The sequence below is a fragment of the Streptomyces sp. NRRL S-920 genome (genome assembly GCF_000717945.1).
Lineage (GTDB): Bacteria > Actinomycetota > Actinomycetes > Streptomycetales > Streptomycetaceae > Streptomyces > Streptomyces alboniger.
The window spans coordinates 150,441-162,591 of record NZ_JODF01000016.1 but is presented as its reverse complement, the minus strand read 5'-3'; the positions used below and the strand labels follow the sequence as shown (position 1 = coordinate 162,591).

The following is a 12,151-nucleotide window of genomic DNA, read 5'->3' as shown; positions in this document are numbered from 1 at the left end:
CCGTGATCACGCCTCGTCGTAGGGGAAGCGGGCCGGCGGCGCCTCCCGCGCGAAGAACGTCTTGGCGCGCAGCAGCGCCTGCTCGTCGTCCAGGACGTTGCCGGGGCGGCTGCCGTTGCCGAGCAGGACCCCGCCGAAGCGCATGGGGAAGAACGCGGCGGTGTGGTTCAGCGTGCCGATCAGCGGCTCGGCCACCTCCTCCTCGGAGTGCGCGAGCGCGGTCACGCCCCACAGGGTGCGGTCCTTCAGCGACTCCTTGAACGCCAGCTCCGGGGTCTCCAGCCAGGCGTCCCAGTAGTCGAGGTAGCGCTTGACGGTCGCCGACACCGAGTACCAGTACAGCGGCGAGACGATGACGATGTCCGTGGCCGCGAGGGTGGCGTCGAGGAGCAGCGCCTCCTGGTTGCCTTCGGGGCGGGTCCGGGCGCGGGGGCGGGTGGCGTCGTGCCGCAGGTCCTCGAAGTCGGGGAGCGGGTGGTCGGCGAGGTGGATCCAGCGCTGCTCGACCTCCGCGGGCAGCTGCTCGGCGGCCTTGCGGGCCAGGATCTCGGTGTTGCCCTCGCGGCGGGCGCTGCCGACGACGAAGAGGAACGAGCGGGTCATGGGTATCCCCCCTGGGTGTGGCCCGGTGCGACCGGGCGCGGCAATTGCTTGCACGCGCACTATATGCATGCGCAAGCAATGTCGTCCAGGGGGTCGGCGGGGGTCGGTACTGGGCGCCCCGGGCTCTAGGGGAGCGGGAGCTTGAACCCTTAGGGGCGTACGTGGATGACCCACCCGGAGGCGTACGTGCCGGGCACGGCGTGGTGGGGCCAGTCGCGCGCCCAGTGCGGGGGCGCCGCCCTGCGCAGCACGAGGGCGTCCGGCTCACGCGGATCGCCCTCCGAGCCGCCCTCCGAGCCGCCCTCCGAGCCGCCCGCCGAGCCGCCGGGCGCGCATCCGGCGACATGGGCGAGCGGGATGACGGCGGTGTTGCCGTCCAGCACGCACGGGTCGTCGGTGTCGCTGCCGCTCCGTGAGCCGTTGCCGACGCCGTGCCGCTCCAGCGCCTCGGCGATCCGCGTCCAGTCGCCGCGGGCGCCCGCCTGGATCGTGGCGTTGCCGTGAGCGAGGAGAACCTGCACGGCCAGATGCCCGCCGAGCACGAGCCCCGGCACGACGACACCGGCCCACCGCGGCCGGAACGCCCGCGCGTGGCCCAGCAGGGTGAGCAGGCCCAGGGCGGCGGTAGGGGCGAGCAGGGCGTGGGTGGGGAGGAGGAAACGGGGGGCGGCGTAGGGGACGAGGAGGAGATAGGGCAGGGCGATGGCGAGGGCGGTGAGGAGGGGGAGGGCGATGGTGGGGATGCGTGGACCATCGGGCTGACGGAGGTCCTGCCGGAGGATCTGACGGCGGTCCTGACGGCGGTCCTGACGGAGGATCTGCTGGCGGTCCTCACGGAGGTCCTGCTGGAGGTCCTGACGGAGGTCCTGACGGAGGTCCTGACGGGCTGCGGGCCCGCTACCGCTCCCGCCCCCGCTCCCGACCGCGGGGCCCCGGCGGAGGGCCCACAGGCCGACGGCGACCAGGAAGGACAACAGGAGCCACCACTCCGCCGCCACGGGACGGATGCCGTCGTTGTCGCAGGGGCGGCAGAGCAGGGGCCCGTCCATGACCGTGAGGTGGTGGACGAACGAGAGCAGCGGGCGCAGATCGCCCTGCACCTCGCTGGCCTCCGTCAGACGTTCGCGGACGCCGCCGAAACGGACGTACGCCTCGACGGCCCAGGGCAGCGCGCCCGCCGCGAGCCCCCCGAGCACGGCCGTGACGCGGCCGCGCCCCCGCCAGGCGGGCACCAGCAGGGCGGCGAGGAGCAGGGGCAGCCCTATGGCGAAGCCGTCGTTGGGCCGCATCAGGGTGGCGAGGGCGACGCCCGCCGCGACCCCCGCGTACGTGAGGGGCGTCTGCCGCGACCTGACGAAGAGGCCGACCGCGCCGACGGCGCCCATGGCGGTGTAGTGGTTGGGCATCGCCGCGCTCGCGTAGAAGAGCGTGATCCACAGCCCGCCGTAGAGCGCGGCGGCGACCGGGGCCACCGAGGGTTGGTACGCGACGCGCAGCCAGGGCCGAAACCCCAGGTACAGGGCGGCGGTCGAGAGTAGCGTCAGCCACACCCGCAGGAGTACGACGGAGTCGCTCCAGAGGGCCACGGGCGCGATGAGGAGCGGCACTCCGCGGGTGCGGGGCGCGCTGAAGGGGGTGGCGGGCCCGTAAGGGGAGTACCGGCTGGCGTAGACGAGTTCGTCCCAGCCGAGAGGCAGGGTGAGCGGTACGAGGACCGCCGACAGCAGGGCGAAGGCGCAGCAGACGCCGAGCAGGATCCGGTGGGCCCGGAGCACGGCTCCGTCACGGGCTCCGGCATGCCCTGCGGCCCCCTCGCCGACCGCGGGCTCCTCACCGGCCGCGCCCCCCGCGCCCCTCCTGACGCTCACCCGCTCCTCGGCGCTCACCGTGTCCTCGCCGCCGCGATCTCCACGAGCCGACCGTTCATGGCCATAAGGGACGGCCTCCTCGCTGGCAGAGATGGCGGAGATGGCGGGCGCCTCGCTGACGTCCGGTCAGGGAGGAAACGTCACCGCAAGCCTGCCATCGCCGACCCGTCACCCCTAGTGGACACAGAACTCGTTCCCCTCCGGGTCCCGCATGATCACCCACTCGCCGCCCGGTTCCTTGACGTGCCGCTCGACGGTCGCGCCGAGCCCTTTCAGGCGGGTCACCTCCTCGTCCCGGCACCCGGGCGCGGAGTGCACATCGAGATGCAGCCGGTTCTTGCCGGTCTTGGCCTCCGGGACGCGCTGGAAGAGGATCCGGCGGCCGAGTCCCACCCCCGTCTCCTCCTCGTAGGGGTCATCGGGGTGTCGTACGGCGATGAGGTCGCGCCAGGCGCGGCGGCCGCGGAAGTCGACGGCCGCCTCATCGGGCACCGCGCCGAAGCCGAGGAGACGCTCGATCAGCGCGCTGTTGTCCTCGACCTCGTACCCCAACGTCTCGCCCCAGAAGGCGGCCTGGGCATGCGGGTCGGTCGCGTCGATGACTAGCTTCCAGTGCAGAGTGGTCATGTAACTAGTTATACCGGTTACGAGGGGGCGGGTCACGCGGAGCGCGCGCTCAGGGCGCGTGCGTTCTCGCCGCGGGACGCCAGCGAGGCGCGGTAGCCGCTCGGCGCGATGCCCCGGATCCGCTTGAAGGCGTCGCTGAAGCCGAACCCGTCGGCGTACCCCACCTGTGCCGCCACCGAGGCGACCGTCGCGCCGGGCTCGGCGAGCAGTTCGGCGGCGAGCGTCATGCGCCACTCGGTGAGGTAGGCCATCGGGGGCCTGCCGACCAGGTCGGTGAAGTTCCTGGCGAACGCCGCGCGCGAGACCTGGGCGCGCGCGGCGAGCGCCGCCACCGTCCAGGGCCGGGCCGGCTCGTCGTGCATGGCGTGCAGCGCGGGGCCGACCACGTCGTCGCCGAGCGCGCGGTACCAGGCGGGAGGGCAGGCCTCGGGCAGGTCGAACCACTCGCGCAGGGTGCAGGCCAGCATCCAGTCGAGCATCCGGTCCATCACGTACTGCCGTCCCGGCCGGTCGGCGGCGATCTCGGCGGCGATCAGCTCCACGATGGGCATGCACTCCTCGCCGGCCGGCACGGCGAGCAGCGGCGGCAGCGCGCTGATCAGCCGCCGCCCGACGGAACTGTCCAACTGGTAGGCGCCGGTCACCAGTTCGCATCCGGCGGAGGATCCGGCGGAGGCCCCGGCACCGAGTCCCGCATCGAGCCCGGCCGCGCGCAGATCACCGCCCCCCGCCGCGGCCAGCGTGAACGGCTCGCCCGTGCACACGATCGCCGCCCCGCCCTCCCGCAGGAACCGCGGCTCGCCCGACGCCACGGAGATCCGCGCCGCGCCCCGCACCACTGTGATCAGTTCGAGCGCCACCCCGTCGGCGCGGCTCGTCTCCCAAGGGCGCGTCAGCACCGTCCGGTTGAACAGCGCGCCGTCCGCGCGCACCCCTCGCAGCAGATCCCCCAGAGCGTCCATGGCCCCACGGTAGACGGACACCCATCCCCCCGAGACGGATGCCCATGTCACCGCGGCGGCCCGGGAGGTTGGCTGAACGCATGACCAACAACCCGCAGAACCCCACGACCGCCGTCACCGCGATCACCACCGATAGCGCCGATACCGCTAGCACCGCCGAGGCCCCCGGCCCCGACGCCCCCATCCTCGTCCTCGGCGCCACCGGCAAGACCGGCCGCCGCGTGGTGGCCACGCTCCGCGCGGCGGGCCGCACCGTCCGCGCCGCGTCCCGCACCGCGGAAACCCCGTTCGACTGGACCGACCGCGCCACCTGGGCCCCCGCCCTGGCCGGGGTGGGCGCCCTCTACCTGGTCGGCCCGCCCGACCCCGAGCCGATCGCCGCCTTCGTCGAGCAGGCGAAGGCGGCGGGCGTACGCCGCTTCGTGGTCCTGTCCGGCCGGGGCATCGAGGTCTACGGCGACTCCTTCGAACCGTCCATGGCGGAGGCCGAGCGCGTGGTCCGCGAGGCCGGCGTGGACTGGACGGTGATCCGCCCGAACAACTTCTCCCAGAACTTCGACGAGGACGTCTTCCACGCGCCCCTCGTCGAAGGCCGTCTCGCGCTGCCGGTCGGCGACGTGCCGGAGCCGTTCATCGACGTGGAGGACATCGCGGAGGTGGTCGCCGCCCTGCTCACCGAGGACGGGCACACAGGTCGTACGTACGAACTCTCCGGGCCGCGCTCGCTGAGCTTCGCCGAAGCGGTGGCGGAGATGGCGGAGGCGTCGGGGCGGCCGATGCGGTTCGAGGACGTCACGGAGGAGGCGTACGTGGCCGAGCTGATCGGCCGGGGCCTGCCCGAGGAAGCCGCCACGTCACTGGCGGAGGTGCTCGCCTTCCTGGCCGGGGGCCACAACTCCGCACCCGTGTCCGGCGTCCGCGACGTACTCGGCCGCGAGCCCCGCGACTTCACCGAGTACGCGAAGAGGGCCGCGGCGGCGGGCGCGTGGGGTTAGAGCCGGCGGTGGCAGCCGCGACCGTTATGGCAGCGGGGGCAGGGGTGGCAGCTGTGACGGCTCGCGGGGAGTGCCCCGCGCATCAGGCCGCCGACCTCCGCCCGCCGTCGGCCGCGAGCCGCGCGACCGCCGCGGTCCGCCGGGTGGCGGCGATACGAGCCCCGTGTGGGGTTGGAACCAGCGGCGGCAACTGTGGAGACTGGCCCGCTCGCGGGAGTGCCCCGCGCATCAGGCCGCCGACCTCCGCCCGCCGCCGCCCGCCGAGCGGCGGCGAAACGAGCCCCGCGTGGTGTTGGAACCAGCGGCGGCAGCTGTGGAGACTGTGCCCGCTCGCGGGGAGTGCCCCGCGGGTCAGGCCGCCGGCTCCCGCTCGCCGTCGACCGCGGGCGGCGCGGGCCGCGCGGCCGCCGCCGTCCGCCGGGCGGCGGCGATACGGGACGCGTTGCGACGAGCCGTCCGCAGCGCGTCCCACGTCAGCAGCGACAGCGCCAGCCACACCAGCCCGAAGCCCGCCCACCGCTCGGGCGGCATCGCCTCGTGGAAGTACAGGATCCCGAGCAGGAACTGGAAGACGGGCGCGAGGTACTGGAGCAGCCCCAGCGTGGAGAGCGGGACCCGGATCGCCGCCGCCCCGAAGCAGACCAGGGGAGCGGCGGTCACCACACCGGTCGCGGCCAGCAGCGCCGCGTGCCCGGCGCCCTGCGTGCCGAACGTGGCCTCACCCCGCGAGCCGAGCCACACCAGATAGCCGACGGCGGGCAGGAACTGCACGGCGGTCTCGGCCGCGAGCGACTCCAGGCCGCTGAGATTGACCTTCTTCTTCACCAGGCCGTACGTCGCGAAGGAGAAGGCGAGGCAGAGCGAGATCCACGGCGGCTGTCCGTAGCCGAACGCCAGCACGAGGACCGCCGCGAGCCCGACGGCGACGGCCGCCCACTGCACCGGCCGCAGCCGCTCGCCGAGCAGCAGGACGCCCATCGCGATGGTGACCAGGGGGTTGATGAAGTATCCAAGGGAGGCCTCAACGACGTGGCCGGTGTTCACGGACCAGATGTAGACGCCCCAGTTGAGGGTGATGACCGCCGCGGCGATCGCCACCAGGCCCAGCCTGCGCGGCTGGCGCACCAGTTCGCGCGCCCAGCCCCAGCGCCGTACGAAGAGCAGCACGACACCCACCACGACGAGCGACCACGCCATGCGGTGCGCGAGGATCTCGGCGGCCCCGGACGGCTTGAGGAGCGGCCAGAAAAGAGGGACGAGGCCCCACATCCCGTAGGCCGCGAAACCGTTCAGCAGCCCTGTGCGCTGCTCACCCCTGGCCTGTCCGGCTTCCCCGCTGTCCACGGCCCCTCCTCGGCACACGGCAGTCCGACGCTGCCCGCGGGCCTATGGCGAAAACGCGGGCCCGCACTGAAGGTAGCGCCGAAAGCCCCCGTCTGTCATACCCGTACGCCCGTGACACTCCTGACACGGCGGCCGGGAGCCGCGTGTCACCCCCGCAGCCCCGCGGACACCGCGTCGGCGAGCGGCGTGGTCGGCCGCCCGATCAGCAGGGCCAGGTCGCCGGTCGTGCCCGCGAGGCGCCCCCGGCCGACGGCCGCGTCGACGTCCACGAGGATCGCCGCCATGGGCTCCGGCACTCCCGCCCCGGTCAGCACCGCGAGATGCCGCTCGGCGGGCACGTCGGTGTAGGAGATGTCCTTGCCGCTCTGCGCCGCGACCTCGGCGGCGTACTCGGCCATGCTCCACGCGACATCGCCGCTCAGCTCGTAGGCCTTGCCCTCGTGGCCCTCGCCGGTCAGGACGGCGACGGCGGCCGCCGCGTAGTCGGCGCGCGCGGCGGAGGCGACCCGGCCCTCGCCCGCGGAGGCGATGACGGTGCCGTGTTCGAGGACCGGGGCCAGGTGCTCGGTGTAGTTCTCGTGGTACCAGCCGTTGCGCAGGAAGGTGTACGGCAGGCCGGATTCGGCGATCAGCCGTTCGGTGACCTTGTGTTCGGCCGCCAGGTCGAAGTCGGCGTCGGGACCGCCCAGGATGCTCGTGTAGGCGAGGAGCGCCACACCCGCCTCGCGCGCCGCGTCGACCACCGCGCCGTGCTGCGCCACCCGCCGCCCGACCTCACTGCTGGAGATCAGCAGCACGCGGTCGCCCGCGGTGAAGACGCCGCGCAGGGTCTCGGGGGCGTTGTAGTCGGCCACCCGCAGCTCGACGCCGCGCTCGGCGAGGTCGGCGGCCCTGTCCATGTCGCGTACGACGGCGGCGATCTCCCCGGCGGGGACATCGGCGGTGAGCAGGCCCTCGATGACGAGGCGGCCGAGGTGTCCGGTGGCTCCGGTGATGACGATGCTCATGTCTTAAATCTCCTATTGGTGGCCGTTCGGGGCGGTTCAAAGAGGTTCGAAGCGGTCTGCCACTCACCCTAGGCCCGGCACTAACTATCCGTAAGTACCCACTTTGAAGTAAGGTACTGGCATGTCCGTAAGTAGCTGGAGCCGCGACGGCGAGGAGATGTGCCCCTACCGCCTGGTCCTGGAGCACGTCACCAGCCGCTGGGGTGTCCTCATCCTGATCGCGCTCGAAGAGCGCTCGTACCGCTTCAGCGAGCTGCGCCGCGCCATCGGGCGCGTCAGCGAGAAGATGCTGACCCAGACCCTCCAGACCCTGGAGCGCGACGGCCTGGTGCACCGCGACGCCAAGCCCGTCATCCCGCCCCGCGTCGACTACTCCCTCACGGACCTCGGCCGCGAGGCCGCCGAGCAGGTCAGGACCCTCGCGGCCTGGACGGAACGGCGCATGGACGACGTACAGAAGGCGCGGCGGGAGTACGACGAAGCCCGGCTCTGACGCTCCAGAACCGGGCTTCCTTGTCGCACGGGTGGCGCTAGCCGACGACCGTCCATGTGTCGCCGCCCGCGAGCAGCGCCGCGAGGTCGCCCTTGCCGTTCTGCTCGATGGCGCTGTCGAGCTGGTCGGCCATGAGCGTGTCGTACACCGGACGCTCGACGTCGCGGAAGACGCCGATCGGGGTGTGGTGCAGGGTGTCCGGGTCGGCCAGCCGGGAGAGGGCGAACGCGGTCGTCGGGGACGCGGAGTGCGCGTCGTGGACGAGGATGTCGCGCTCGTTCTCCGGGGTGACCGCGACGACCGCCAGATCGCCGGTCAGCGGGTCGCGTACGACGCCCTTGGAGCCGTCGGTGCCGAAGCGGATCGGCTGCCCGTGCTCCAGGCGGATCACCGCCTCCTCGGCCTGCTGCTTGTCCTTGAGGACCTCGAAGGCGCCGTCGTTGAAGATGTTGCAGTTCTGGTAGATCTCCACCAGCGCGGTGCCCGGGTGGTCGGCGGCCTCGCGCAGCACCGACGTGAGGTGCTTGCGGTCGGAGTCGACGGTACGGGCGACGAAGGACGCCTCCGCGCCGATGGCGAGGGAGACGGGGTTGAAGGGCGCGTCCAACGAACCCATCGGCGTCGACTTGGTGATCTTGCCGACCTCGGAGGTGGGGCTGTACTGCCCCTTGGTGAGGCCGTAGATCCGGTTGTTGAAGAGCAGGATCTTCAGGTTCACGTTGCGGCGCAGCGCGTGGATGAGGTGGTTGCCGCCGATGGACAGCGCGTCGCCGTCACCGGTCACCACCCACACGCTCAGGTCGCGCCGCGAGGAGGCGAGGCCGGTGGCGATGGCCGGGGCTCGGCCGTGGATGGAGTGCATCCCGTACGTGTTCATGTAGTACGGGAAGCGGGAGGAGCAGCCGATCCCGGAGACGAAGACGATGTTCTCCTTCGCCAGGCCGAGGTCGGGCATGAAGCCCTGCACGGCGGCCAGCACGGCGTAGTCACCGCAGCCCGGGCACCAGCGCACCTCCTGGTCGGACTTGAAGTCCTTCATGGACTGCTTCGCCTCGGCCTTGGGAACCAGCTTCAGCAGACCATTTCCGGCGTCAGTCATCGATGGCCTCCTTGAGAGCCGTGGCGAGCTGCTCGGCCTTGAACGGCATTCCATTGACCTGGTTGTACGAGACCGCGTCCACCAGGTACTTCGCCCTGATGAGGGTGGCGAGCTGACCGAGGTTCATCTCGGGGATCACCACCTTCTCGTAACGCCCGAGGACCTCGCCCAGGTTCCGCGGGAACGGGTTCAGATGGCGCAGATGGGCCTGGGCGATGGGCACACCGGCCGCGCGCAGCCGCCGGACCGCCGCGGTGATCGGCCCATAGGTCGAACCCCAGCCGAGGACCAGCGTGGTGGCGTCCCCGCGCGCGTCGTCGACCTCCAGGTCGGGGACCTGGATGCCGTCGACCTTGGCCTGGCGGGTGCGGACCATGAAGTCGTGGTTGGCCGGGTCGTACGAGATGTTGCCCGTGCCGTCCTGCTTCTCGATGCCGCCGATCCGGTGTTCGAGCCCGGGGGTGCCGGGGACCGCCCAGGGGCGGGCCAGGGTCTGCGGGTCGCGCTTGTACGGCCAGAAGACCTCGGTGCCGTCGTCCTCCGTGTGGTTGGTCCCCGAGGCGAACTGCACGCGCAGGTCGGGCAGTTCGTCCACCTCCGGGATCCGCCACGGCTCGCTGCCGTTGGCCAGGTAGCCGTCGCTCAGCAGGAAGACCGGCGTCCGGTAGGTGACCGCGATCCGGGCCGCCTCCAGAGCGGCGTCGAAGCAGTCCGCCGGGGTCCTCGGCGCCACGATCGGCACCGGCGCCTCGCCATTGCGGCCGAACATCGCCTGGAGCAGGTCGGCCTGCTCGGTCTTGGTCGGCAGACCGGTGGAGGGGCCGCCGCGCTGGATGTCCACGATGAGCAGCGGCAGTTCGAGCGAGACGGCGAGGCCGATGGTCTCCGACTTCAGCGCCACACCGGGCCCCGAGGTCGTCGTCACCGCCAGCGAACCGCCGAACGCCGCGCCGAGCGCCGCGCCGATCCCGGCGATCTCGTCCTCCGCCTGGAAGGTGCGCACCCCGAAGTTCTTGTGCTTGGACAGCTCGTGGAGGATGTCCGAGGCGGGCGTGATGGGGTACGAGCCGAGGTACAGCGGCAGATCGGCCTGGCGGCCGGCCGCGATCAGGCCGTACGACAGCGCGAGGTTCCCGGAGATGTTGCGGTAGGTGCCGGTCGGGAACGCCTTGGCGGCCGGGGCGACTTCGTAGGAGACCGCGAAGTCCTCGGTGGTCTCGCCGAAGTTCCAGCCCGCGTGGAACGCCGCGATGTTCGCCTCGGCGATCTCGGGCTTCTTGGCGAACTTGGTCCGCAGGAACTTCTCGGTGCCCTCCGTCGGCCGGTGGTACATCCACGACAACAGGCCGAGCGCGAACATGTTCTTGGAGCGGCCCGCGTCCTTGCGTGAGAGGTCGAAGTCCTTGAGGGCCTCGACCGTCAGCGTGGTCAGCGGCACGGGGTGCACGCTGTAGCCGTCCAGGGAGCCGTCCTCCAGCGGCGAGACGTCGTAGCCGACCTTCTGCATCGCCCGCTTGGAGAATTCGTCCGTGTTGACGATGATCTCGGCGCCGCGCGGCACATCGCCGATGTTCGCCTTCAGCGCCGCCGGGTTCATCGCCACCAGGACGTTCGGCGCGTCACCCGGTGTGAGGATGTCGTGGTCGGCGAAGTGCAGCTGGAAGGAGGAGACGCCCGGCAGGGTGCCGGCGGGCGCCCTGATCTCGGCCGGGAAGTTCGGCAGCGTCGACAGGTCGTTGCCGAAGGACGCGGTCTCCGAAGTGAAGCGGTCACCCGTGAGCTGCATCCCGTCACCGGAGTCACCCGCGAAGCGGATGATCACCCGGTCCAGGCGCCGTACGTCCTTCTCACCCGCGGGCTTGCGTTGCTCTCCGACGCGTGCCCCGTCGGCCTGCTCGGCTTGGCTACTGACCTGGCTGGTCACTGAACTGGACCTCCCTCGAGGCGGCTGAGGGATAACGCCGGGACGCCCGGCGTTCCCAAGGCCCACCCTACGTCTGTAAGGGGTGCCTTCCTCGGGTAGATCGCATTTTGGACGTCCTTTTGAGACGCATCGATGTCCTGGTTTGCCATGATTTGCCTTACCCCCCGGCCCTTCATAGATGACGCTCCCCGCTCATCCTTCGGTCTAGGACTGCCTTGGCGTGGCGCTGATCTCCGGTCTGGCTCTGGTCTGGCTCTGGTCTGGCTTCGGTGTGGCTCTGGTCTGGCTTCGGTCTGGCGTTGGTGTGGCTCTGGTCTCCGGCGTGGCTCGGCCCGGCTCGGCTACGGCTTCCGCCCTTCCGGCCCTGCCGATCACTGGCAGGGTGTCAGCTCGTCATGAGTTCAGGTAGGTGAGGACCGCCAGCACGCGGCGGTGATCTCCGTCACTCGGGGACAGCCCGAGCTTGAGGAAGATGTTGCTCACATGCTTCTCGACGGCGCCGTCGCTCACCACGAGCTGCCGGGCGACCGCCGAGTTCGTCCGGCCCTCGGCCATCAGACCCAGTACCTCGCGCTCACGCGGGGTAAGCCCCGCGAGGACGTCCTGCTTGCGGCTGCGGCCGAGCAGCTGCGCCACGACCTCCGGGTCGAGCGCCGTACCCCCCTCGGCCACCCGCACCACCGCGTCCACGAACTCGCGGACCTCGGCCACCCGGTCCTTGAGCAGATAGCCCACGCCCCGGCTCGACCCGGCGAGCAGCTCGGTGGCGTACTGCTCCTCCACGTACTGCGAGAGGACCAGCACTCCGAGCCCCGGATGCTGGTGGCGCAGGTACACCGCGGCCCGCACCCCCTCGTCGGTGTGGGTCGGCGGCATCCGCACATCGGCGACGACCACGTCCGGCAGGGCGTCCTGCGCCGCGAGGTCCGTGATCGTCTTGATCAGCGCCTCGGCGTCGCCCACCCCGGCGACCACATCGTGTCCGCGGTCGGTCAGCAGCCGGGTCAGGCCCTCCCTGAGCAGCACTGAATCCTCGGCGATGACCACCCGCACTTTGTCCTCCACTGTTCTCGGCCCCCCGGGCGCGCTTGTCCGACCGGCCCCGGCCCGACGTACATTCATCCCGTCGCCCGGACATCCGGCACCTCAGTATCGCCCGATCCGGGGCCGCCCACCGGCGCAGTCGTCAAAACTCGTACCTCCCGCACGTGCCGCGCCGCCCCCGGTCC

The 12,151-nt window shown here is 71.7% G+C and carries 11 protein-coding genes; 2 read left to right on the top strand and 9 right to left on the bottom strand.

Going from position 1 to position 12,151, the window contains the following annotated elements; translation table 11 throughout:
• Window positions 1-6 precede the first annotated feature (6 nt).
• The 4 genes from IG54_RS0114640 to IG54_RS0114625 form a co-directional block, all read right to left on the bottom strand.
• Window positions 7-603 carry a flavodoxin family protein gene (locus tag IG54_RS0114640; RefSeq protein ID WP_030782745.1) on the bottom strand — a complete coding sequence of 199 codons (597 nt, stop codon included), beginning with the start codon at window positions 601-603 and terminating at the stop codon, window positions 7-9.
• Between the two features lie 149 nt (window positions 604-752).
• Complete coding sequence (locus IG54_RS42010; protein ID WP_158708873.1) at window positions 753-2,471, bottom strand: hypothetical protein; 1,719 nt, start codon at window positions 2,469-2,471, stop codon at window positions 753-755.
• A gap of 174 nt (window positions 2,472-2,645) precedes the next feature.
• Window positions 2,646-3,098, bottom strand: a complete 453-nt coding sequence (locus tag IG54_RS0114630; protein ID WP_030782739.1) for a VOC family protein — start codon at window positions 3,096-3,098, stop codon at window positions 2,646-2,648.
• 32 nt (window positions 3,099-3,130) lie between these two features.
• Window positions 3,131-4,060: an AraC family transcriptional regulator gene (locus tag IG54_RS0114625; protein ID WP_030782735.1), complete on the bottom strand. Its 930-nt coding sequence runs from the start codon at window positions 4,058-4,060 to the stop codon at window positions 3,131-3,133.
• 80 nt (window positions 4,061-4,140) lie between these two features.
• On the opposite strand from IG54_RS0114625, the gene IG54_RS0114620 reads away from it, so the two are divergent.
• Window positions 4,141-5,055, top strand: coding sequence for an NAD(P)H-binding protein (locus IG54_RS0114620; RefSeq protein WP_078594098.1), 915 nt, complete (start codon window positions 4,141-4,143; stop codon window positions 5,053-5,055).
• A gap of 351 nt (window positions 5,056-5,406) precedes the next feature.
• Here the strand turns inward: IG54_RS0114620 and rarD are convergent, their stop codons facing one another.
• Together rarD and IG54_RS0114610 are read right to left on the bottom strand one after the other, a co-directional pair.
• A complete protein-coding gene (rarD, locus tag IG54_RS0114615; protein WP_051819508.1) occupies window positions 5,407-6,399 on the bottom strand; it encodes an EamA family transporter RarD in 993 nt (330 codons plus the stop codon).
• A gap of 146 nt (window positions 6,400-6,545) precedes the next feature.
• Window positions 6,546-7,406, bottom strand: a complete 861-nt coding sequence (locus IG54_RS0114610; RefSeq protein WP_030782726.1) for an SDR family oxidoreductase — start codon at window positions 7,404-7,406, stop codon at window positions 6,546-6,548.
• A gap of 121 nt (window positions 7,407-7,527) precedes the next feature.
• Between IG54_RS0114610 and IG54_RS0114605 the strand changes: the two genes are divergently transcribed.
• Window positions 7,528-7,899 (top strand): winged helix-turn-helix transcriptional regulator, encoded by a 372-nt coding sequence (locus IG54_RS0114605; protein ID WP_030782724.1) that lies wholly within the window; start codon window positions 7,528-7,530, stop codon window positions 7,897-7,899.
• 37 nt (window positions 7,900-7,936) lie between these two features.
• Here the strand turns inward: IG54_RS0114605 and IG54_RS0114600 are convergent, their stop codons facing one another.
• The 3 genes from IG54_RS0114600 to IG54_RS0114590 form a co-directional block, all read right to left on the bottom strand.
• Entirely contained in the window at window positions 7,937-8,998 is a 1,062-nt protein-coding gene (locus tag IG54_RS0114600; protein WP_030782721.1) for a 2-oxoacid:ferredoxin oxidoreductase subunit beta, read from the bottom strand.
• On the bottom strand, window positions 8,991-10,922 hold the full coding sequence (locus tag IG54_RS0114595) for a 2-oxoacid:acceptor oxidoreductase subunit alpha (protein ID WP_030782719.1): 1,932 nt from the start codon (window positions 10,920-10,922) through the stop codon (window positions 8,991-8,993). The genes IG54_RS0114600 and IG54_RS0114595 overlap by 8 nt, the downstream gene beginning before the upstream one ends.
• 393 nt (window positions 10,923-11,315) lie before the next feature.
• Window positions 11,316-11,975 (bottom strand): response regulator transcription factor, encoded by a 660-nt coding sequence (locus IG54_RS0114590; protein ID WP_030782716.1) that lies wholly within the window; start codon window positions 11,973-11,975, stop codon window positions 11,316-11,318.
• Between the last annotated feature and the right edge of the window lie 176 nt (window positions 11,976-12,151).